This is a genomic window from Clostridium sp. UBA871, from assembly GCF_002295255.1.
GTDB classification, from domain to species: domain Bacteria; phylum Bacillota; class Clostridia; order Clostridiales; family Clostridiaceae; genus Clostridium_J; species Clostridium_J sulfidigenes.
The window spans coordinates 381,156-402,198 of the sequence record NZ_DBFV01000011.1 but is presented as its reverse complement, the minus strand read 5'-3'; the positions used below and the strand labels follow the sequence as shown (position 1 = coordinate 402,198).

Genomic DNA, 21,043 nt, shown 5'->3' with positions numbered 1-21,043 from the left:
TAATAATCTATTACCATAAAGATTATTACCTTACTTTATTTATTTCTGATAATATTGAAAAACCAGTAAATACTATCTATAGAGGTGGTTAAATGACAGAAGTAGAAAAAGCCTATATAGCTGGAATAATTGATGGAGAAGGAAGCATTATGTTACAGCGGTTTCATACAAATCAATATCCTGCTCCTTGCGTATCAATAGCCTCCACTACCATAGAATTATTAACTTGGCTAAAAGACACCATTGGATATGGAGTAATAATAAAGAAAAAAAATTATAACCCTGAAAAACATAAATTATCTTATTCATTTATAATTAAACAGAATAATACTATTAAATTACTAGAAGATATTTATCCTTACTTAATTATAGAATCTAAAAGAAAACGCGCAGAAATGATAATAACTCAGTACAAATCCCTTACCCCTAGAAATGGAAGGTATACAGATGAACAGCTTGCTAAAAAAGAGATGTTTTATGAGGAATTTATTAATGTAAAATAGCTACATCAGATTAGAGCTGATGTAGCTATTTGCTACTGGTGGTGGTGAGGGATAACCCTTAAAATCCACCATTAATTTATTCTCTTTTAAAGTTCTAGCTCGTAAGGTAGTCCAATAACTGTATCCATATTGTTACATTCATAAATATCAACGCCCCCATTTAAATCCATATCTGAAAAATCTGCATCTAAAAAATCACACTCTTTAAATTTACTTTCTTGAAGCTTTGCATTACACAAACTACTTCCTCTAAATAATGATTTTAAAATATCAGCATATGACCAATCCGTGTTTTCAAGAACCTGATCTGAAAAATCAACCTTTTCAATCTTGCTTTTATTAAATGATGTATTTATAAATGAACTACTACTAAAATTAACATTTAATATTCGTGCTTTATAAAAAGATGCATTATCGAAACAAATTTGATTAATATCTATATCTTTAATAATAGAGTAACTCAAGTCTACTCCCTCTAAATTAATAGTTTTCTTACTTTCTACTAACTTAGATAATACACTTCCTATATTTAGATTTGTCTTGGACAAAATAGATATACTATTTAATATAGCTATATCACTCATTCTATCTATATTTATTTGTAATAAATCAACTATTTTTTGTTTATTAATATATTTCTTTTCTAGAAAATCATTTATAAATAGACATATCTCTGTTGAAATATAACTTTCTCCTAATATTTCTTCTATCTCATAATAAATATCAGTTATATTTTTATCAATTTTATTTGAAATTTTATTTAACTTAATTATTATTACTTTAGCAACAAAAAACTCCATAAATGATTTATGTATAAATGTATAATTACCATTCTCGTCTGCAGCTAAAAAAGAACAACTTTTTATATCATGACTAAAGTAATCTATTTCGGTTATATCAGAAATCTTATCGAAATATTTAGCAATAGCATCTGGTAAATTATCATATGAAATACTATTCTCATCTTTAATAAACATTTCAAATGCTAAATTTTCACAAAAGAATTGCTTATCTTTAGCTTTTATTAAAGTCTTTCCCTTTGCATCTTCTCTTCTTAACCATTGTTCTGTATAATTTTCATAAAGTTCTACCGCATTTATTTTAATTTTTATATCTTTTCCTGTTATCTTTTTAGTATTATTAATAATAGTAGGTAATGTTTTAATAATTATATTTAACAGAAAGGGTCTCTTTGCTAAATCTAATAAATCATGTGTTTCATATATTATTTTATTCAGTTCGTTAATTCTTATATTTTCTTGTTTTAATTCTTTTTCATAGGATTTAATAAAACCAATTATCTGATCTCTATTTAATTCTCCAACTTGTACCTCACTAAACTTTACATCATTAAAGTCATCTGGTTCAAAGTGTAAATAAGAATCTTTAAATATGTTTTCATACTCTTTTCTATCCTGAAAATAATTAGGTCTACAGGTTAGCAATATCTTAGTATTATTACTTGCATACTTACATATCTCATTAAAGACTCTATACTTAACATCATAATCAACTCTTTTAGCAATTTCATCAAATCCATCAAATATTAATAATATTTTCCCGTATTCTAAAAGCTTTTTAAAATTTCTAATATTACCGTTTATGATATTATATTTATTTATAAAAAAATTAGTAATCATATCATCCATACTAATAGCTTTAATATATTCCCTCAAATATATTATTATAGGAATATATTTAGTTGAATCTATTTTATACTCTTGTATCATATTATAAGTTAAATCTAAACAAAAGGAAGTTTTTCCACATCCATACTCACCTAAAATCAATAATGCATTTTCATCTTCATTATTAATAAATTCATCTACAGTATATACTAAAGAATCTCCTTCTATAGTATTGATATCAATAAAATGTTCCCTAATAGGATTTTCCTCATATTTTTGGCTAAAGTCACAAAAAAAATTATTTAAATCCATTATCATATTAACTATCTCATCTTCAAAGCAAACTTTTATATTATACCTTTTGGTTAAATCAACAATTTCAATATTCAAATTTCCATTAACTATCAAATGTATTTCGCTTATCTTAATACTGCTTTCATTATCATATGATTCTCTAATTCGGTTTAATTTTATTATTTCATTTGCATCATAAATTCCATCATATAGTGCCTCTGTTCTAACTAAAACTCTACTTCTAATAAAGCCATATTCTAAAGTTGCTAAAAATATGTTGCTGAATTCAGTTTCGATAATTTTACATGGCTGCTCTTTATAGATAGCTTTTATTTGCTCATAAAACTCTTCTTCATAACATCTTTTACAATATCTATTATTTGTGGACACTGTTTCGTTACTACATATTCCCTTATTTCTTCCAAATCCTATACACTTTTTTTTTTATCTTTGAGTGTAAATTTTTCCGGTTTTCTTTTTTGTATAGAAGGAATTGTCTTGGCCACATCTGAAAACTCTATTATCTCTTCGCCATTTAACTTTGAAAATAATAGTTGAAATTCAGCCTCTTCATCTTTAATTAAATCAACTATTTCATGACTTTTATACAATTGAGGTACTATTCTACCAATAGTATCATTAGATATCCCATCAAATGATACTAAAATATACTTATTAGTATTAGTATTTATGTCAGTACCTATTATTTTATATTCTATTCCTACTCCCCCAGCAAACTTCTCCGCTTTTTTCTTATAATGCGCCGATAAAACAACAATAATTTTATCATTACTAAGTCCCTCACTCATAATTTTAGTAAAACTACTAGCTGTTTCTTTTTGCAACCGATTTTTATCGCATTCCGCATCATATCCTTGAGATCTTAACATATCAACAAATGAATATACCTTTTCATTTTCTTCATTATTTTCACTCCAAGAATATGTAACAAACACCTTACCCATTTTTATCCCCCACTTACTACGTTTTACATATTAATTATAGTATACCTCTATTCTTATTTCTACACAATTATCAGTATTAGTTTACTGGTATCACAAATTTAAAAAAACAACATTTTTTTGATATCGCCAATAATTTTTTAACTGTATAATCGCCGCCCACCACCCGCTTAGCAGGTGTTTTCCCTGAAACGCTAAAACACATAAAAAATCCACGACATTCCTGTCGTGGATTTCATGGTGGAGGCGAGGCGTTACCTTTAAAGTCCGCCATTAAATTCATTAGCTTCACTATCCAAATTAACTACATTTTCCTTCCCAAAATATTTTATTGCATTTATCAGCACTTCCTCACTTGGGCTTGGATAATATATAACTAGATTTTCCTTAGCTCTTGTGCAACAGACATAAAAAAGTTTTTTTGTCCTTTCTAAAATAACTGGAAAGTTTTTTCCTTTACTTGTATTCAGAGTTTTTACTACTTCTGGATTAAATAAATATTCAAAATTATAATTTGACCATCCACCATTATCAAGAATAACTAATACGTTATCAAATTCATTTCCTTTTATTTTGTGCTGTGTTGATAAAGGTACATAACCTTCTAAATAGTAATATAACTCTTTAAGTACTCTGTATTTAACCTTCTTAACTCTTTCATACAAATATTCATTAGATTTTATAAATTGTTCAAGTTTATCGTCAATCTTACATAGGTTTTGTTCATCAGCATACTTAATAACTGATTCAATTGTATCATTTTCCATACTATCAAACTTATCAATAATATCCTTAATCTTTACTTTATCAGCAACTGAATTTATTTTATATGATGTTACTCTTAAAAAATCATTATATTGATTGTTCTTATATAAATGCATCAAATTTTGTATCCTAAATAGATGTTGAATTATCCTATCTCTTCTAGGCTCCCTTACTCTTTCTTCCATATAATCTTCTTTTTTATCATCTATTAAATTATCTTTATCAAAATAAATTCTTGTTACTTTACTAAATGGCCACTCTTTTACAATCACATATAGTTCTTTAAATAGTTTATCCTCTAACCTCACATCTTTTTTGGAACGCCCTTTATTCTTTCCTATCTTATAAGTTAGATTTATTTGATTTACAATATTATCAAATGCATCTTCTGCATTAATAGATATATTTTTGTCTCTAATTTCTTTAACAATCTCACCTTTAAATTTAATAATTGGGTCAGAATCATATATCTCCATTAATTCAGAGAATCCTGCTTGTCCAGCAATTAAATTGTGTGTTAATCTTAGTTCTTTTGTTTGACTAGAGTCAGTAAGATTCCATGTCTCGCAATATCTTGAGTTGTATAACTTATTTATATCAATCTCATCTGAATACACAAATTTGATATCTCCATTTTTAATTACTCCATCTTTCATATTCGGAGCATCCATATCATTTGATGGCTTTTGAATTAGGTTATCAATACGAATTTTATTTGATAAATTAATAACACTTATAGGATTTCGTCTATTTTGTACTTTCTTTACTTCATTAATTATTCCACTACCTATATATTCATTTACATTTCCAACTCCACCATCATATATTGCTTGCATTAAATCTCCAAATAAACCTATTATACTTTTACGGTTACCTCTTTGTAAAAATTCCAACAATATTTCTATTACCAACGGAGAGGTATCCTGGTACTCATCAACAAATATATACTGATATTTATCTTTTACTATGTCACAAAGTTTTGGATATTTTTTATACATATAATTTGCTAATATCAATATCTCATCATGTGATATTTCACCATTTTTTATCCTTACATATTCCTTATATTGAATACCATTTTCAAAGTCATTAGTATAAGCAACGTCACCATTAGGATTTTTAATTTTAGAAGATGGACTGTTAATAAGCTCTATTAATGATTCTTTCATATCCTTTTGATAAGGGCTAATTGTACTCCATAAAAAATCATGAATTGTAGATACCACCAAGTTTTTACAAGAAATTCTTTGCTCTATTTCTTTTACAGCAGCGTTTGTATATGTGATACATACTATTTTTGAAGTAGGATTTAGATTAGTTACTTCTTTTATAATCTGTATAAGTGAATAAGTCTTTCCGCTACCAGCTCCACCGCTAAGCAAAAAATTTTTCTTTTCTTTAATATATTCCATTACCTCTAATACTTCAGGTTCTAATTTTCCTTTAACCATAATAATCCATCCTCAATATACTTAGGTATTTTCCAATTGGAATAATTTGATATATCATTACTTTCACTATTGAGCAAAACGTCCATAGCAAAAGATGGTTTACTCTGTATACATCTTTCTGCAAGGATATAGCTATCATACTTATATTTCCCGCTAGAACTTTCTTTTTCATCAAAATAACTAATGTTTTTTAGACTAGTAAAGTTATCTTTATTATCTATTATTAGCTTTCTATTTATATGAAAAAAAGCATCTTCAAAACTTCTTGCATTATAATTGTCTCCATCTTCATTAGTCTCTGTTATTTGATAAACAAGCATCAAAAATCCCTCTGATGAACTTTTCCAGTTTTCATTTTCCTTAAATAGTACTTTATCCTTAATATCTAAATTTTTAAAATAATCAATCTCTTTTGCTCCAACTTTCTTTAAATAGTTTTTTACCTCTTTTTCATAGTAATGCTTTAATGCACCATTGCTTGTATTTGTACTGTCTTCTACAGGAATAGGTTTCACTTTTTGCTTGTTAGTGCCATCTTTATTTCTTTTAACAACACCGCTATTATCCTTGTCATCAATAAACTTAAATGAGTCAATATCTGTAATAACTAACGACTTAATACCAATAAATGCAATGAATTTATCAAATATTTGGGAGTAATTTCCTACTTCTATAATTGATATATTTTGTGATAATAATGGTATTGATTCATTATCAGTATCAACTTCATCTATTTTTTTCATCATAGCTGGTACTAATATTCTTTCAGTATCTCCCTCAATAAAAATGGCTTTATCCGCAAAAAAGATTTCTGATTTATTTAATGTCAAATATTGTTTTAAAAACTTAAAATGAGCTTTTCCCATCTCTTTTTCTTTTCCATATTCAATTTCAAGTAACTTTAAATTTTTTGATTCTACACTATTTATGCTATTCTTCTTAAAATATTTAATATCATCAAATTCACATTCAGATACAATATGTGCGGAATGTGTTGTTATAATTGTCTGCAATTCAAAACTTTTATTACCATTACTCCCATCACTACCCTCTTTTAATATATCCTTTATATTTTTTATAAAAATATATTGCATCTGAGGATGTGTGTGTGCCTCCGGTTCTTCAATAAATAGCAAATTAATATCTGCTGGTTTCATTTCTTTTTTGTTATCTTTTCTGAATTCACTTAATAATGTTTCTATTTCAAAAATCATACTTATTAGATTTAAATATCCTAATCCATTATAACTTTCAGGGAGGCAATGACAGTTATCATCATACACAACAGTAGTATTTCCCTTTAATAATTCTCGCCTTTGCAAAGATGAAATAATTTTAATAACTGTTTCATCCTTTTTCATTCCCCCAAATTTCTTAACTTTTTGTACTACACCTTTAAATAAATCATCATATACAATTGATAGTTTTGAATCTGTCTGTATTAGGGTATTTTCAAAAGTTTCTATCGCTTTACTCTGAGAATCATTTATTTCAGTTTTCTCATAATATTTTGATGATAAATCTGATAATGTTCCATCATTTTCAGAATTAGTTATAGCTCTATGTGCTGATATATATTTAAAATTTATTATTTTGCTTATGTCTACTTTCTTTTTATCTAAGTCAATAAATTCATCTAAATTAACATTTTGAGTAGCATTATCAAATTGAACTGCCTTTCTATTTAATTTAAAAAAATTCTTATGATTCGACTTTATAAAATTCTCAAAGCACGTTAATCTGTCTTCTGATAACACATCATATTTTGTCTCGTACTCTTCAAATTTCCCCTTCATTTTATTGAAGTTGTCACCATCTAATGAATATTCAAATTTTAATACAACCTTCTTATTATCTGGATTTAGATCAAGCATCAAATTACTAATATTAGCAAGACTATCCTTATCATTATATTCAATAAAAATTAATAATGAGATTCCTTCATATTTACCCCAAACTTTATCTTTACCTTCTATACAACTATATAATTCTTTTTTAAATTCAACATTAAAATCATCATATGTAAAATTATTACTTGATGACTTGTCCCCTATAAATCTATTTAAAGCAGATAATAACGAAGTCTTACCACAGTTATTCTTGCCGATAACAATAGATAGTATCTCTTCTAAATCTAATTTCAGGTCTTTCAATAATCTAAAGTTTTTCACTTGTATACTAGTTATTTTCATACTTTTCACCCTTTACATAATCCTATCATCTATTGACAAAATATTAAGTCTATACTTCTTTAAACGAATACTATTATACACCTTTTTTACATATTAATCTATATTTTTCAATTTTTAATTAATATTAACAAAAATAAATTTTCATATATTTATCTTTGCTGATTATACATATTTTATAAGTATAACCCTAATAATAATTAAAGCCTATCACATTAAATCATAATTAAAATTATTATCAAAAATAAGTCTATCATTAATGTGCTTTTTTATATTAAGTTTGTATATACATAAGAATAAAAAAGAATTATATTAAATAAGATTAATCGATAAGTAGAAAGGATGTAGTAAGTATGATAAGAGAAATTAAGTTTAGAGCCTGGCATAAAAACTCTAATCATATGTGCCGAAATATAAAAACAGACTTACTAGATAGGGATTACTTAGTATTTATGCAATATACAGAACTAAATGATATTAATGGAGATAATATCTATGAGGGAGATATAGTATATCAAAAATCAGTAATAGTAGATAGTGAAAATATAAATTTTACTGGTGAAGTTAAGTTTTATAATGGTAGTTGGTGGTTAGATAATGGCATTAACGCTACCTATTTATTTAATAAGTATTGCGAAAATAAAATTGTTGGAAATAAGTTTGAAGGCATTAGAGATTAAAATAACTCACCACAGCCCTAATCGTGAGTTTGATTTATGCAACTATATAATCCTCTTCTGTTTATCAACCAAATTTAGCAAAAACCTCACTTACTTATGATATGATTTTATCATTTTTAATTCTAAAATAAATAAAACCTCGACAATACATTTCTGTATTGTCGAGGTTTTCATGGTGGAGGCGAGGGGACATGCACTCTTACATCTCTGCAAGCACTGACTATATTTTCCTCCTCTTCCAATATTCTTTTTTAAAGTTGAATACTGTATAGGACTCTTGGCGTATTATAGAAGCATAGTTTAGTTTGATATCTTCTATCCTAGTATTCCATAGATTACTCCTTAGGAACCTATAAGTCGATACACGGCTGTTGAATTTCTTCACATACCACTCGGTATTGCCGTCAGCACCATCTGTTACGGTTTCACCGATAAAGCCAAGTTTTCACTTAGAAATTACTCTCTAAGGCGACTCTTTTGAATCGAACCCCTGTCCGAAAGCCATTCCACATAAGCATCTCCGAGTGCAGTCTCTATTTTAACATTCCCTCCATAGAACCCCTAGAGACCGGGTTTCTACTTCAGTAGCTTCATAAATTCCGTTCCATGGTCAAAGCTTTCCATGGCTCGGTTCCCCACTAATCGGCGCCCTATCCTAAGCCGTGGGACTCAAAGGTAGGACGAGCAACTATACTAAGCTGCTAATGCAAAATTGTCTTCTGCGTTTATCTTTAATCCCATAGTTTTTTAAAGCGGGCCCATGAGTTCCCTCTACTCGCTTCCTATATGTCACGTACCCCCGTCGAAACCAGTACGCCCCCATGTTAGGTAGTGGTAATTATTAGTGATTACCACGTATATTCATTATAAACAATATCAATCCTTATAGCAAGTAAAGTTTTGTAAAAAATTTTATAGTGTTTATGGACATATTTCCTTTAGATTCTACATATGGTATTTGACAAATCTATATAAGGCACTATCAAATAAATAATAGATCAGTTTTCTCGCCTATTTGCCACGAATACTGCGTCGTTAAAATCCTGTCATAGCACCACTATGACAGGGTTTTAACTCCTTGTCTCGTGACAAATATACATCGAATCTTTGGTCTATTATTTATTTTCACGTGCCTAAATAAAAAAAGTACCATTTATAATGATACTTTCACACCAAATATAAGTTTATTTTATCGAATATAGGTAGCTCAAACTATTTTATATAAGACATGTCGCTTAGTCTCTTTATGATATGTTTTCCGTTGTCATCTTCTATAAAATGAGAAACTCCACCTGCAAATCCAAATAAATCACAGTTATTAAGATCATCTGGTTTAAGTCCTAACCACATAGCGTTTAAAATACTTAATGTATCCCCATGGGAAACAATAATTATATTCTCATCCTTACTGCTCATTATATCGTTGTAGAAAGGTTCTAGACGATTCCAAGTTTCTCTTCTAGATTCAGCATCCGGTATACATCTATCATCAATTGTCTTTTCCCATGCTGTTTGATTTTCTCTAAGCCATTGTACACTTTTGCCTACAGCAGAACCAAGGTTACGTTCCCTTAGAGCTTCATTGAAGATGGGTTCTAAGTTTAAATGCTTTGCTACAATTTCAGCAGTCTGTTTTGCTCTTTTTAAGTCTGAAGAATACATAACATAGACACTATCTTTTGAAAGTTCTTCCTTAAGTTTTATCCCAATGTTATTTGCTTGATCTTTTCCTAGGTTAGTTAAATCCCAATCTGTCCATGAACCAATCATTCCATTGGTGTGATGCACTGATTGAGTATGTTGAATGGTAATTATTCTTTTCATCCCTTACCCCTCCCCCTATTTAAACTTCCCATACTTCATAGCAAAATTCTATTGTGCAAAGGAAACTCCTGCTCACATTCGTTCCCATGAGTAGGTAACACTTGACCAAATATAAAATTTGGAGTGTTACCTATATTTCTCTTTCATTTGTCTGTCTATGTCTCTCTTAGCTGCTTTTTCTAGCATTACATCTCTCTTATCGTAATCTTTTTTACCTCTACATACTCCAAGGTTAACTTTCACTTTACCGTCTTTAAGATATAAGCTAAGTGGTATTAGAGTGTACCCCTTTTGAGCCGTGAATCCTAAAAGTTTATCTATTTCTCCTTTGTGAAGAAGTAGCTTTCTTACTCTTAGAGGATCTTTGTTAAATATGTTTCCTTGCTCATAAGGGCTTATGTGCATATTTTTTACGAAGACTTCTCCATTGTATACATCTGCATAGCTATCTCTAAGGTTTGCTTTTCCAGCTCTTATAGATTTAACTTCTGTTCCTACAAGTACTATTCCTGCTTCCATAGCTTCTTCTATAAAGTAATCGTGTCTTGCTTTTCTATTTTCTACTAAAGTTTTAGTTCCTAATTTCTTTGCCATGTTTTCACCTACTTTTATGATTAATATATAATTTTCTCATTATACATGTGATTTTACTAAATTTAAAATGTATTGTATAGTATAACCTATTTTTATTATAACCTAAATTATAAATATTGTAATTATTAACCTTGAAATATATGAATTTTAATTCTTTAAAATGTTATAGACATATAAAAATAATTTCATATTAATTCAATTTCTCCAATTACCATGTTTTTAGCTTTTTATGTTTTTATCCGATGACTACCAGCTCTAATGCTCCCATCTTCTTTAAAATGGGAGTAAAGAGCTGGTACGTCCCTGGATAACGATTTCTAACCTTCAGAGGGAGTAAAAACTCCCTCTGAAGCAAAGAACTCTGTTTATGTTCTTACATAGCTAATCCCTTGATATCACTGCATTTAAACCCTCTATGGAACACCTACATTTTAACTATATAAAATTAAAAATATTTATATAGAAAACTTTTTAAATAGCTCTATTTTTATATAGGAAACTATTTACCTATATTACTAGGTAACTATTTAACTAGTTGTTGGCGCTGTGGGGGTTTCAGGGATTTCCTCATAGATTGCTTTCTCTCCATGGTCGCTAGGAAACTCCTTTTCCTTTCAGTCTAAGGAGTAAGCTTCACTTGGCCAAATCATAGATTTGGAGTGAAGCTTAGAAGAGCTGTCTCACGGTAGAATTTTTTTAACTCTACTTTGAGACAGCTCTTCCAAGTTGATTTGATTTGATTTGATTTGATTTGATTTGATGAATTATAAGGATATTTTTTAAATCTGCTGTACCTTAGTTCAACAGAATTAATAACATAATATAAGAAACCCCACTTTTGAGTGGAGTTTCTTCCACTAACTAAAATTAATTATTGTCTCCCTCTATTGCAATTAAACCCCTTTTTACCATGTTCCAATGACAAATCCTAGAACTCTATTTTGTTACCGTAGTAAGTGCATTCGAATAGTCTTTCCATTGTTTTGTCGTCTATTTCTCTTGGGTTTGAGCCTGTGCATGCATCAAGTACTGCATTGTGAGCTATGAACTCAAGATTTGCTTTGAAGTCTTCTTCGGTAACACCGTATTCCTTCATTGAGTGAGGAATACTTAGTTTTGTATTTAAGTCATTGATCATTTCTATTAATGAATCAGTTAATTCTGAATCTGTATTTCCATTTAATTTTAACATTCTAGCTATGTCTGCATATCTATCTTCACATTTAGTTCTGTTGTACTGAATTACATATGGAAGGAAGATTGCATTTGCACATCCATGAGGAATGTGAAATACTGCTCCTGTTTTATGAGCCATGGAGTGAACTATTCCTAGTAGTGCATTTGAGAATGCCATTCCTGCAAGGCATTGAGCCTCGTGCATTAAGTTTCTTGATTTTTCACATCCATTATAAGAATCTATTAAGTGTTCTTTTACCATTTCAATTGCTTTTAATGCTAATGGATCTGAAAAGTTTGATCTTAGTGATGCTGTGTATGCTTCTATAGCATGAGTTAAAGCATCCATTCCAGTATGAGCAACTAGAGTCTTTGGCATTGTTTGTGCAAGTGCTGGATCTATTATTGCTATATCTGGTGTTATATTGAAATCAGCTAATGGATATTTAATCTTAGCTTTGTAATCAGTAATTACAGAGAATGCTGTAACTTCTGTAGCTGTACCACTAGTTGATGGTATTGCAACGAATTTTGCTTTTTGTCTTAATTCTGGTAGTCCAAATGGAATAACTGCTTGTTCAAAAGTAAATTCTGGGTATTCATAAAATATCCACATTGCTTTTGCTGCATCTATTGGAGATCCTCCACCTATAGAAACTATCCAATCTGGCTCAAAGCTTCTCATAGCTTCTGCACCTTTCATAGCTGTTTCTACTGATGGGTCTGGTTCTACCCCTTCAAATAATTCAACTTCCATACCTGCTTCTTTTAGGTAGTCTTCAACCTTTTGCAAGAATCCGAATCTCTTCATAGATCCGCCACCAACAACTACGAAAGCTCTCTTCCCTTTTAAAGTTTTCAGAGTTTCTAACGCTCCTTCTCCATGATATATATCTCTTGGTAATGTAAAACGTGCCATAATATGAACCTCCCTAATACAAACTTTAAATTTTGTTATTTATTTAACATTTACAATTTTAGTATACCACCTTTTTCTAAAAATACTAGTACTTTGTTAAAAATTTATCTGATTTGTTTAACTTTTTAACAATCTTTTTTTGATTTTTACGCTCTTTCATGTAAAATTATCCTATATTTTTATTTGTTTCCCTTAATTTATAGTAAATTACATAAAAAAGAAGAGATAAAATCATATTTAATTTAATAAATAAAATCTTATCTCTTCTTATATAATGTTAAATTTTTATCCTTATAGTTTTCTTCTCAACTATATTTTACTCTCCGAAAATTAAATCATCGATGTCTAGGGACATTTCTTCTTCCTCTTCTTCTACTTGTGGTTTAACTATTTCAAAGTAAATATCGTGGGCATCTATATCAACCTTAGAGCAAACTACCTTAACTTCATCTCCTAGTCTGTAGATATTCTTAGTTCTCTCACCAACTAAAGCTAGATGCTTTTCATCATAGATATAGTAGTCATCATGAAGCTCACTAATATGAACTAAACCTTCTATGGTGTTAGGAAGTTCAACGAACATACCAAAGCTAGTTACAGAGGAAATGATTCCTTCGAATTCTTCTCCAATCTTATCCATCATGTATTCAGCTTTCTTTAAGTCATCTACTTCACGTTCTGCATCCACAGCCATTCTTTCTGTGTCAGAGGATTGTTTTGAAGCATCTATTACAAAGGTTCTTAATCTCTTCTCTCTCTTAGAATTTAATCCTTCGTTTATCATTTCCTTTATAATTCTATGAATTACTAGGTCAGGATATCTTCTTATTGGAGATGTGAAGTGACAATAGTATTTAGCAGCAAGACCAAAGTGTCCTACACATAAATGGGAATATTTTGCTTTCATCATAGATCTTAAAAGTAAGGTACTAACTACTGTTTCTTCCTTCTTGCCTTTAACCTTTTCTAGAATCTTCTGAAGCTCCCTTGGATGAATTTCATCTTCTTTAAATCTTACATGATATCCTAGGTTATATACGAATTCGCTGAAGTGTAATAACTTCTCCATATCTGGGTCTTCGTGAACTCTATAAACAAATGGTGCATTAAGCCAGAAGAAGTGCTCTGCTACAGTTTCATTACAGATTAGCATAAATTCTTCTATTATTCTATTGGCAATGGCTCTTTCACGAGGTAGGATATCTATTGGTTTACCAGTGTCATCAAGGATTATTCTACATTCTTCAAAATCAAAGTCTATAGCACCTCTTGATAATCGCTTTTTATTTAAGAGCTCAAATAATCTACCCATGTTCTTAAAGTCTTCATGAAGGTGTTTAAATTTTTCTATGGTTTCAGCATCTTCATCTCTAAGAATCTTAGTTACATCAGTGTAGGTCATTCTTTCATTAGTTTTTATTACACTTTCAAAGATATCATGATCTATTACTTTTCCTGTAGGATCAATTTCCATAAAGCAACTAAGAGCAAGTCTATCCACCTTTGGATTTAAGCTACATACTCCATTGGATAGTTTTCTAGGTAGCATTGGAATTACTCTATCAATTAGGTATACAGAGGTACCTCTTTTAAAGGCTTCCTTATCAAGGACATTATTTTCTCTTACATAGTGTGATACGTCTGCAATATGAACTCCTAGCTTGAAGTTTCCATTTTTCAGAACTTCTACTGAAACAGCATCATCTAGGTCCTTTGCATCTTCTCCATCTATGGTAACCATAGTCACATCTCTAAGGTCTCTTCTTCTGTCTATTTCACTTTGAGGAACCATATCTTCTATTCTTTCTGCATATTCCTCTACCTGTAATGGGAATTCTTCAGGAAGATTGTGCTTTCTAATTATAGTTAGGATATCTATTCCCTTATCTCCCTTTTCTCCTAGGATTTCAATGATCTTTCCTTCTGGATTTCTTCTTTTCTCTGGCCAGCTAGTGATTTCTACCACTACTATTTGGCCTGATTTTGCTCCATTTCTATCATTTTTAGAAATGAATACGTCTTGACCTATCTTTTTATCATCTGGTACAACGAATCCAAAGTTTTTGCTATCTTCATAGGTTCCAACTAATTTTTTATTCTTTCTTTCAACAATTCTGATAATTTCTCCTTCAGATTTCTTACCGTTGTTTTCATCTTTTAATACTTTAACTAACACCACGTCATTGTTCATGGCACTATTTACATTACTAGCAGGGATAAATATATCTGGCCTATCTTCTTCTACAATTACAAAACCAAAACCCTTTTGGTGAGCAGCAAAAACCCCTTTAAGTATACCCATTCTCTCTGGAATTCCATATAGCTCTGCTCTATTTTTTATTATTTCTCCATCTTTCTCCATTTCATTTAATAGGTTTAAAAACTCTTTAGACTCTTTTTTACCTATACCAAATATTTTAGACAACTCTTTTAAACTCATCGGTTTATAAGCTTTTTCTTTCATAAAGCTTACAAGTACTTCTCTTATATTCATAATGCACTTCCTTTCATACTTTTCTCATCTTTACGTAATATATCCTCTTAATACATACTATTTTTTATATAATGCCTACCATCTCTAAAACTCTCGCAGAAGCTAAGAACTCCGTTTATCCGATGACTACCATCTCTAATACTCCCATTTTTTTAAAGTTGGAGTTAAGAGCTGCTACGTCCCTGGATAACGATTTCTAAAGCTTCAAAGAAGCTAAGAACTCTGTTTATAATTAGTATACCTATTTACTATTATTGCTCTATTAAATCAATGTTATGTGTTTTTTACATTAGATATTTACATATTATATAGTTTACAGTATATGCTACATAATTTCTATATTTATCCGATAACTACTAGCTCTAATACTCCAATCTTTTTCAAAGTAGGAGTTAAGAGCTGCTACGTTCCTGGATAACGATTTCTATGCTTCAAAGAAGCTAAGAACTCTGTTTAACTTCTTAAACATATGTTTTCCAAAAATAAATTTTATTACAAGAAAAAACCCATCGGGGGTAACCAATGGGTTTTTTCCTTGCAATAATATACAATTATATTCGACATAAAATAACTTGTATAACCCTTGGGGTTAGGTTATACGTATAAATAAAAAGGGGTTATTTATTCTATTTATATATATATTATATATATAATTTTATAAATTTTCAAGTAAATTTATAATAAAAAATATAAACTAATTGTTAATATTTATACCTTATCTATATTTTTTGTATATTTTCTACACAATACACCAAATTACCTTTTATATTCAATTTAATGTATATACAGTTAATAAATCCCTATAAGTTGTTTAATGCTTCAATTTCTTCTTTAGTAAGCTCCCTATATTCGCCTTCTTCTAAGGTTTCATCCAGTTCCATAGGACCAAATTTAACTCTTTTTAGATATACAACAGATTTATCTAAAGCTTCGAACATTCTTTTAACTTGATGGAACTTACCTTCCTGTATTGTAACTAAAACTTCAGAACCATCTTCTGTAGAAGAAATAATTTCTAACTTTCCTGGCATACACTTATAACCATCATCTATGACAATACCTTTTCTAAAACTTTCAATATCCTTTTCATTTACTGGCTTATCTATTTCTGCATAATAAACCTTATCTACATGGTTTTTAGGAGCGATTAACTTATGATTTAAAGCTCCATCATTAGTAAGCAATAAGAATCCTACAGTGTCCTTATCTAATCTTCCCACTGGAAATGGCTCAAAAACTTGATATTCTGGATCTAATAAATCTATAACAGTCTCATCATAATTATCAAAGGTTGCACTTACAACTCCTGCTGGCTTATTTAAAAGTAGGTAAACATACTTTCTATACATTACCCTTTCTCCATTTACCTCAATAACTGCTGTCTCTGGATCAACCTTAGTTGAACTGTCCTTTACAACCTCTCCATCAACAACAACCTCTCCATTTTTACAACTAACCTTAACTTCCTTACGACTTCCATAGCCCAAATTTCCTAAAATTTTATCTAAACGTTCCATATCATACCATCCTTTATTAATAGTTTATCTATATATTAACTCATTATTTAACTTTAATTATTATTAGTCAAAATTCATTTTAACATTACTTTAAAAATAAATCTAATATTTTAAGCTAATTATAGGATATAATAAAGCTATTTAATAATTATTCGCTTATCTTTATAAAATGTTGAGCCTGTACTTTAATATTATTGTTAGCGAATGCCATTTGAATAAGTAAGAATCTAAATCTTTGATTTAGATATTCGAACTTAGTTCTTCTAATTTATTAGAAGAGCCTCCTAAAACATTTCTTTACTTAGGATTTATGAATGGTAAAATCGTTAAGCAACACAACTTGTTTGAGTGCATACGAGTTGTTGTGTTGTAGATTTTACCTTGAATAAATCCTCTAGTAAATCAATGCTTCGAAACGGCTGAGCGTCAATAATATAAGTACAGGCCCAACATTAACTTAAGATTTAGTTTATTATATTAAATTATTTATCTTTACTAAATAATTTTTTGTTTCTGATGGTAGTTTGTAAAAATCACTGGAGTTACTTATTCCTCTGGATGCCATATTTCCTGGTCCAAAGTTATATGCTGCTAGGGCCATGTTTAGGTCATAATTATAGGTTTTAAGATAATCCTTTATGTGTCTTGTACCTGCATCAATATTTTGCTCTATATTAAAAGGATCATTAACTCCATAGTGCTCTATGTTGCAAGGCATTAACTGCATTAATCCTTTAGCTCCTGCAGGAGATACTGCATTAGTATTAAAGTTTGATTCTGTTTTAATTATAGCTCTTATTAAATTCGCATTTACTCCATATTTAGTTGAAGCATCTGCTATGGCTTTTTCAATTCTTTCAGAGTCAGTACCTGTAGCACTTACCACTGTGGAAGGTGTTACTCCTCCTATAGCTCTTACAATGACATTGCTGATATCATTTATACCATTAGAAGTGCTATTATAAGCTCTATTATTTTGATCTATTCCCTGCTGAGTTTGTCTCTCTTTTTCACCCATGGCCTTTAGTAAAGATGCCATGATTAAACTAAATCCACCAGTGCTTGAAGAAGTGTTGCTGTTTGAACCTCCACCAAAGCTTCCTGACATTAAACCTAAGCTCATCAGTCCAGTAAGGGCATCACTGCCAGTACCAGAACTTAAGGTATCGTTGAGAATACCTAGGCCATTAACATATTGATTTTGAGTAATTCCATTGTTTACTGAACCTATACTACTATTAGTATTTCCATTTGTAGCTATGCTGTTTATATAGTTATTTATTCCTCCATAAACACTACCCACATCGTAACTCATTACTTCATCTCCCTTGTTTCTTTATACCTTATTAGGCATCTTTCACTTATTTATTTTTTTAAGATGCCTTATTCCTTACACTGAATTTCATAAATGGAATAGTCATCATAGGCACTCTTAGAGTAACAGCTTTTACATAATGCCAATATCTTATAAAACCCTTTATAGAAAGGCATAAAGGTATAATAATTTTTCTTACTATACTTTTGTATTAGCTTCCATTCTCCCTTTTCCATTAAATAAAATTCATATAAATTATCTTTTCCACCGTCACATTCCACATAGAAGTTAACATCTTCATTGCACCTTATTACTTCTTTATCTAAGGTTATCTTGCAGTTAGTTACTGGAACTCCTTGTAATACATCTAAAATCAATTCCTTTTTACAATCATACTCTTTAGTACTAAATACATTTTTACAATATATTTTTACCGTATATACTCCTGCACATTTTGGAATTAGTTTAAACTTCTTATCATTACTAAATTCCGTAGTTTCAACTTCTCTGCCATTGATTTCAACCTTATATTTAGTTAAAGTATTGCTAGTGTTTTCTGTTATTACCTCTAAGACTATTTCATCACCTATAAGATACATATACTTCTTTTCTGTAAGAATATAATCTATCTTAGCTGGTATATATTCTTTACAATCTATATATATCACTGAATGTACATCATAGTCTCTCTTAGATTTTAGATGTTTTACCTTAACTTCTATTTCATATTTTCCTACACTAGTAGGAGTGAACTTAAAATTATCTTCTTCGTTATATTCTATGAACTTGACTTCCTTACCTTCTTTTTTTACAATAAATTCATATAATAAATTTCTTGAGCCAGTGGCTTCAACATTTACCTTAACTGGTTCATTTATAAGAAGTTGCTTGTCCTTATTTAGCTTAATTTCTTTTATATATACATTTTGTGTGCAGTCTTCATCTATAACAAAGTCCATAATTGCCTTCTCTTCATAATCGTCCTTATAGGTACTATCCTTTACAAGAACTTCAACTCTATATAAGCCACTTTTTTCTGGAATCCATTTATAACTGTTGTTAGTAGTAAAATTTGAACTACTATGATAATTTCCATCTACTACAAACTTATAGAGCAATTTATCTCCACCAGAGCATATTGCCTTAAACTCTATAGGTGTTTTTTCAAGCTGTGGTGAGCTTAAATCAGAAGTGAAGTTAAGAATTTTTATAGGTTTATATTTATCTACAGTATAGTGTATTATCCCCCTATCATCAAAATTCTCATGGGAATACATGTCCTTCACTAAACATAAAAGCTTATACTTACCTGGTAGTATTTCTGTGAAGCTAACTAGTCTCTTACTTGAAAAGTCTTGCATTACATGCATGTTTCCATATTCATCAATCTTCATAAATTTGTATAACACAACCCTATTTTCATCAAAGCGTGCATCAATTTCAAAGGTTAATTCATTACCTACTATCAGCTCTTCTGTTAAGCACTGTATATTGTTAATTCTTATTTCATCCATGGGTAATACCTTAAAGGTCGCATTTTTAAAGTCATCAAATTGATGGTCTGAACCTTCTTCTTTACTCTCTATAAGAATCTCAATATCCCCTTCTCGATTTGGGGTAAAACTTAAACTAGTATCCATGGAATAGTCTCTTATTAAATTCCATTTACAATCTTCTTTTATCCAATACTTACAAAGGATAGGTAATTTGTTAGGTACAACATCAATTTCTATCTTTTCCCCTAACTTTATTTCATTATTACTAATGATAATATCTTTTATTAGTTTTTCTTCTACAGAGCCTATGATAAAGTCCATTCTAGATGTAAATTCAATGGGTTTTTTTCCATTTCTTTTTTTGGATTGTACCATTATCATGTATTTGCCATCTTCCTTAGGGGTCCAATAGGTAAAATCCTCCTCATGGAAATCTCTAATGGTTTCCCAACCTCCATCACAGTTTATTATAAATTTATATAATAAATCATCTGACATTTTATTTTCTATATATATCTTAATTTCAGTCCCATTCTCCTGTGGACTTGATAGGCTTGTACCAATAATCATTTCATTCATACATATTCCCCCTAGAATGTACATATACATCCCTAATTGATTAAATTGTTATAATATTCTTACATAAGCATAGCTATATTATACTACACTTACATATTATGTAACAACCTATGGAGGTCTTTATTTGCGATAATTCATTAGACAAAATCCTTGTAAAAAAACACTTGTAAATTATATTTCTACAAGTGTTTTCTTAATTTATGTTTTTCTATTCTTCTCTTAGACTTCTTTCTACAAGCTTTATTAAATTATCTCTAAGGCTTATATTATCGTCTTCATTTCTTTTTTTATGCTTTCCTGTTTTTCCTCCACCACGTCTTACCTTGGCACTTATATGTCTTTCAAAGAGTAATTTGTCTATATTGTTCTCTGAAAATATATATCCCCTTGGACTTATGGCATGGGATTTTTTACCAAGAACCATAGCTGCTACCCCATAATCTTGAGTTACTACTATATCTCCTCTTTTAGCTTCGTTGGCAACCTTCATATCCACTGCTTGAAAGCCACTATCCATAATTATAACTTCACCATATTCTAAATTTATCACATGATGTATATCACAATAAATTTTTAGTGGAACCTTATAGGTCTTAGCTACTTCTTCTATAATACCTCTTCCTGCACATCCATCACCATCAACTATAATAGTCATAA

The 21,043-nt window shown here is 29.7% G+C and carries 14 protein-coding genes and 1 other RNA gene; 2 read left to right on the top strand and 13 right to left on the bottom strand.

Going from position 1 to position 21,043, the window contains the following annotated elements:
• Positions 1-92: 92 nt before the first annotated feature.
• On the top strand, positions 93-503 hold the full coding sequence (locus B3086_RS15070; protein ID WP_346893824.1) for a hypothetical protein: 411 nt from the start codon (positions 93-95) through the stop codon (positions 501-503).
• 86 nt (positions 504-589) lie between these two features.
• Here B3086_RS15070 and B3086_RS15065 read toward each other — a convergent pair whose 3' ends face one another.
• The 4 genes from B3086_RS15065 to B3086_RS15050 all read right to left on the bottom strand — a co-directional run bounded on the left by B3086_RS15065 (position 590) and on the right by B3086_RS15050 (position 7,795).
• Positions 590-2,815 carry a pentapeptide repeat-containing protein gene (locus B3086_RS15065; RefSeq protein WP_346893822.1) on the bottom strand — a complete coding sequence of 742 codons (2,226 nt, stop codon included), beginning with the start codon at positions 2,813-2,815 and terminating at the stop codon, positions 590-592.
• A gap of 38 nt (positions 2,816-2,853) precedes the next feature.
• Positions 2,854-3,390, bottom strand: coding sequence for an SEFIR domain-containing protein (locus tag B3086_RS15060; RefSeq protein ID WP_346893820.1), 537 nt, complete (start codon positions 3,388-3,390; stop codon positions 2,854-2,856).
• 257 nt (positions 3,391-3,647) lie between these two features.
• Positions 3,648-5,603, bottom strand: a complete 1,956-nt coding sequence (locus tag B3086_RS15055) for a UvrD-helicase domain-containing protein (RefSeq protein ID WP_346893818.1) — start codon at positions 5,601-5,603, stop codon at positions 3,648-3,650.
• A complete protein-coding gene (locus B3086_RS15050; RefSeq protein WP_346893816.1) occupies positions 5,585-7,795 on the bottom strand; it encodes an AAA family ATPase in 2,211 nt (736 codons plus the stop codon). The genes B3086_RS15055 and B3086_RS15050 overlap by 19 nt, the downstream gene beginning before the upstream one ends.
• 350 nt (positions 7,796-8,145) lie before the next feature.
• Here B3086_RS15050 and B3086_RS15045 point away from each other — a divergent pair, with 350 nt between their 5' ends.
• Positions 8,146-8,472 carry a YopX family protein gene (locus tag B3086_RS15045; RefSeq protein WP_346893814.1) on the top strand — a complete coding sequence of 109 codons (327 nt, stop codon included), beginning with the start codon at positions 8,146-8,148 and terminating at the stop codon, positions 8,470-8,472.
• Between the two features lie 478 nt (positions 8,473-8,950).
• Here the strand turns inward: B3086_RS15045 and ssrA are convergent.
• The 9 genes from ssrA to B3086_RS15000 form a co-directional block, all read right to left on the bottom strand.
• Positions 8,951-9,285: a transfer-messenger RNA gene (ssrA, locus tag B3086_RS15040) on the bottom strand.
• 399 nt (positions 9,286-9,684) lie between these two features.
• Positions 9,685-10,296 carry a histidine phosphatase family protein gene (locus B3086_RS15035; protein WP_346893812.1) on the bottom strand — a complete coding sequence of 204 codons (612 nt, stop codon included), beginning with the start codon at positions 10,294-10,296 and terminating at the stop codon, positions 9,685-9,687.
• 126 nt (positions 10,297-10,422) lie between these two features.
• Positions 10,423-10,890 (bottom strand): SsrA-binding protein SmpB, encoded by a 468-nt coding sequence (gene smpB, locus B3086_RS15030; protein ID WP_035131317.1) that lies wholly within the window; start codon positions 10,888-10,890, stop codon positions 10,423-10,425.
• 928 nt (positions 10,891-11,818) lie between these two features.
• The gene (locus tag B3086_RS15025; RefSeq protein ID WP_346893810.1) at positions 11,819-12,985 is read right to left on the bottom strand and encodes an iron-containing alcohol dehydrogenase; all 1,167 of its coding nucleotides are present in this window, start codon (positions 12,983-12,985) and stop codon (positions 11,819-11,821) included.
• A gap of 316 nt (positions 12,986-13,301) precedes the next feature.
• Positions 13,302-15,479: a ribonuclease R gene (gene rnr, locus B3086_RS15020; protein ID WP_346893808.1), complete on the bottom strand. Its 2,178-nt coding sequence runs from the start codon at positions 15,477-15,479 to the stop codon at positions 13,302-13,304.
• Between the two features lie 800 nt (positions 15,480-16,279).
• Positions 16,280-16,996: a 16S rRNA pseudouridine(516) synthase gene (locus B3086_RS15015; protein ID WP_346893806.1), complete on the bottom strand. Its 717-nt coding sequence runs from the start codon at positions 16,994-16,996 to the stop codon at positions 16,280-16,282.
• 472 nt (positions 16,997-17,468) lie between these two features.
• Positions 17,469-18,311, bottom strand: a complete 843-nt coding sequence (locus B3086_RS15010; protein WP_346893804.1) for a lytic transglycosylase domain-containing protein — start codon at positions 18,309-18,311, stop codon at positions 17,469-17,471.
• Between the two features lie 68 nt (positions 18,312-18,379).
• Complete coding sequence (locus B3086_RS15005) at positions 18,380-20,386, bottom strand: triple tyrosine motif-containing protein (RefSeq protein WP_346893802.1); 2,007 nt, start codon at positions 20,384-20,386, stop codon at positions 18,380-18,382.
• Positions 20,387-20,594: 208 nt separating this feature from the next.
• Positions 20,595-21,041 carry a YaiI/YqxD family protein gene (locus B3086_RS15000; RefSeq protein WP_346893801.1) on the bottom strand — a complete coding sequence of 149 codons (447 nt, stop codon included), beginning with the start codon at positions 21,039-21,041 and terminating at the stop codon, positions 20,595-20,597.
• Positions 21,042-21,043: the final 2 nt, after the last annotated feature.

Bases quoted from the DNA above. Each gene is read 5' to 3' on its own strand.
- B3086_RS15070 (WP_346893824.1), top strand. From the start codon at position 93: ATGACAGAAGTAGAAAAAGCCTATATAGCTGGAATAATTGATGGAGAA.
- B3086_RS15060 (WP_346893820.1), bottom strand. From the start codon at position 3,390: ATGGGTAAGGTGTTTGTTACATATTCTTGGAGTGAAAATAATGAAGAA.
- B3086_RS15055 (WP_346893818.1), bottom strand. From the start codon at position 5,603: ATGGTTAAAGGAAAATTAGAACCTGAAGTATTAGAGGTAATGGAATAT.
- B3086_RS15050 (WP_346893816.1), bottom strand. From the start codon at position 7,795: ATGAAAATAACTAGTATACAAGTGAAAAACTTTAGATTATTGAAAGAC.
- B3086_RS15045 (WP_346893814.1), top strand. From the start codon at position 8,146: ATGATAAGAGAAATTAAGTTTAGAGCCTGGCATAAAAACTCTAATCAT.
- B3086_RS15035 (WP_346893812.1), bottom strand. From the start codon at position 10,296: ATGAAAAGAATAATTACCATTCAACATACTCAATCAGTGCATCACACC.
- smpB (WP_035131317.1), bottom strand. From the start codon at position 10,890: ATGGCAAAGAAATTAGGAACTAAAACTTTAGTAGAAAATAGAAAAGCA.
- B3086_RS15025 (WP_346893810.1), bottom strand. From the start codon at position 12,985: ATGGCACGTTTTACATTACCAAGAGATATATATCATGGAGAAGGAGCG.
- rnr (WP_346893808.1), bottom strand. From the start codon at position 15,479: ATGAATATAAGAGAAGTACTTGTAAGCTTTATGAAAGAAAAAGCTTAT.
- B3086_RS15015 (WP_346893806.1), bottom strand. From the start codon at position 16,996: ATGGAACGTTTAGATAAAATTTTAGGAAATTTGGGCTATGGAAGTCGT.
- B3086_RS15010 (WP_346893804.1), bottom strand. From the start codon at position 18,311: ATGAGTTACGATGTGGGTAGTGTTTATGGAGGAATAAATAACTATATA.
- B3086_RS15005 (WP_346893802.1), bottom strand. From the start codon at position 20,386: ATGAATGAAATGATTATTGGTACAAGCCTATCAAGTCCACAGGAGAAT.
- B3086_RS15000 (WP_346893801.1), bottom strand. From the start codon at position 21,041: ATGACTATTATAGTTGATGGTGATGGATGTGCAGGAAGAGGTATTATA.